This window comes from Micromonospora sp. KC207, assembly GCF_004348615.1.
In the GTDB taxonomy this organism is placed as follows: Bacteria; Actinomycetota; Actinomycetes; order Mycobacteriales; family Micromonosporaceae; genus Micromonospora.
The window spans coordinates 1-2,157 of sequence record NZ_SMKJ01000527.1; the positions used below are offsets into that span (position 1 = coordinate 1).

Genomic DNA, 2,157 nt, shown 5'->3' on the forward strand with positions numbered 1-2,157 from the left:
CACGCAACCCGGCTGCGACGACTGCGCCCCCGCCTGAGCCCCCACCCCTTCGCCGCTGATCGAGAGGTTTGCGTCCTGAGCGCGTACGTCGTCGACGCAAACCTTCTGATCACCGCGACGATCCGGGCCGGTGCGGGTGGAGGGTCAGTAGGACCTTTCCGGTGTGGGCGTTGGACTCGACCAGGCGGTGCGCCTCGGCGGCCTCCGTGATCGGCAGCCGCCGGTCGACGACCGGGCGGATCGTGCCGGCGGCGACCAGCGGCCACACCTTCTCGCGTACGCCCGCGACGATCGCGGTCTTCTCCGCCAGCGGCCGGGACCGCAGCGCGGTGGCCGCCACCGACGCCCGCTTCGCCAGCAGCGCCCCCAGGTCGAGTTCCGCCTTCCGGCCGCCCTGCATCCCGATCACCATCAGCCGGCCGCCGGTGGCCAGCGCCGCCACGTTGCGGGCCAGGTAGGCGGCGCCCATGATGTCGAGGATCACGTCCGCGCCCCGGCCGTCGGTGACGCGGCGAACCTCCTCGACGAAGTCCTGTTCCCGGTAGTCGATCGCGTGCGCCGCGCCCAGCCCGCGCAGCCGCTCGTGCTTCGCAGACCGGGCCGTCACCACCACCGTCGCCCCCAGCGCCGCGCCGAGCTGCACGGCGAACGTGCCGATCCCGCTGCCCCCGCCGTGCACCAGCAGCGTCTCGCCCCTCACCAGCCCGGCGAGCTGGACGACGTTCGACCAGACCGTGCACGCCACCTCGGGCAGCGCCGCCGCGTCGACCAGGTCGACGCCGTCCGGCACCGGCAGCAACTGCCCGGCGGGCACGGCCACCCGCTCGGCGTATCCGCCGCCGGCCAGCAGCGCGCAGACCTCCTGGCCGACCTCCCACCCGGCCACGCCGGGACCGAGCGCGCTGATCACCCCCGAGCATTCCAACCCGGGGTACGCGGGCGCGCCCGGCGGGGGCGGGTAGTGCCCTTGTCGTTGCAGCAGGTCGGCCCGGTTGACGGCGCTGGCCCGCACGTCGACGACCACCTCACCCGGGCCGGGATCGGGATCGGGCACCTCAGCCCAGGCGAGTGCGTCGGGTCCGCCGGGCTCCGGGATCGTGATCGCGCGCATCGTCCAGTCATACCCGATCCGGTGGGCCCAGCACGTCCGGACCAATCAGTGGCGACGATGATCCTTTCGGCCACTGTGGACTCCCCGGGCGGCCGTGATCGTGGTGACCAGCGCGTCAGTCATGGTGGCCCCGGCCGGCCATCGTTCCGTCCCGGGTGGGACGGCGGCTCGCGAGTTGGTCGACTTCTGGCAGACTAGGCGGTGGTCGCGTCCCTAGGGGCGTGGTCCGGGAGGGTTCGCCTAGTGGCCGATGGCGCTGGTCTTGAAAACCGGTAAGGCAGCGATGTCTTCGTGGGTTCGAATCCCACACCCTCCGCCACGTTCGCCAGCATGGCCGGTGGTGGTCGATTGACCGTGCGGGTCGGGTAAGAAGGAGGCGCAGAAGAACCGCGTCAACCGGAAGGATCTCCCGGATGTCCCTGGAACGACCGATCGCCCCGGACCCGTACGAGCTGCTGCCCACCGTTGCTTCGTTCACCCTGACCAGTGACGACGTGCACAACGGCGAGCCGATGGACGCCCGGTACGCCCACGGCAGCGTCGGCGGCGAGAACGTCTCGCCCCAGCTCGCCTGGTCGGACTTCCCGGCCGAGACGAAGAGTTTCGTAGTCACCTGCTTCGACCCGGACGCGCCGACCGGCAGCGGCTTCTGGCACTGGGTGCTGGTCGACGTGCCCGCCTCGGTGACGGAGCTGCCCCAGGGCGTCAAGGAGGCCGACCTCGGCGGCGCGTTCAGCGTCCGCAACGACTACGGCGACACCGGATTCGGTGGGGCCGCCCCGCCGGCCGGTGACCGCCCCCACCGGTACGTCTTCGCCGTGCACGCCGTCGACGTCGAGCGCCTCGGAGTCGGTCCGGGCGCGAGCTGCGCGTACGTCGGTTTCAATTTGGCCTTCCACACCCTGGCCCGCGCGGTCATCCGCCCCACGTACCAGGTCAGGGGCTGACCCCGTCCCACCACTTCCGCGATCTTGTACTTACGGCCCGTTGTGCACGCCTTTGCCGGCTCGGAGGGGGCCGCAGTGCAAGAGTGCGAAGGGAGGGGG

The 2,157-nt window shown here is 71.8% G+C and carries 2 protein-coding genes and 1 tRNA gene; 2 read left to right on the forward strand and 1 reads right to left on the reverse strand.

Going from position 1 to position 2,157, the window contains the following annotated elements; translation table 11 throughout:
* Window positions 1–109 precede the first annotated feature (109 nt).
* Window positions 110–1,111: an NAD(P)H-quinone oxidoreductase gene (locus E1258_RS32110; protein ID WP_132407672.1), complete on the reverse strand. Its 1,002-nt coding sequence runs from the start codon at window positions 1,109–1,111 to the stop codon at window positions 110–112.
* A gap of 229 nt (window positions 1,112–1,340) precedes the next feature.
* Between E1258_RS32110 and E1258_RS32115 the strand changes: the two genes are divergently transcribed.
* Window positions 1,341–1,430, forward strand: a tRNA-Ser gene (locus E1258_RS32115).
* Between the two features lie 94 nt (window positions 1,431–1,524).
* Complete coding sequence (locus E1258_RS32120) at window positions 1,525–2,058, forward strand: YbhB/YbcL family Raf kinase inhibitor-like protein (RefSeq protein WP_007073662.1); 534 nt, start codon at window positions 1,525–1,527, stop codon at window positions 2,056–2,058.
* Window positions 2,059–2,157 lie beyond the last annotated feature (99 nt).

Bases quoted from the DNA above. Each gene is read 5' to 3' on its own strand.
- E1258_RS32110 (WP_132407672.1), bottom strand. From the start codon at position 1,111: ATGCGCGCGATCACGATCCCGGAGCCCGGCGGACCCGACGCACTCGCC.
- E1258_RS32120 (WP_007073662.1), top strand. From the start codon at position 1,525: ATGTCCCTGGAACGACCGATCGCCCCGGACCCGTACGAGCTGCTGCCC.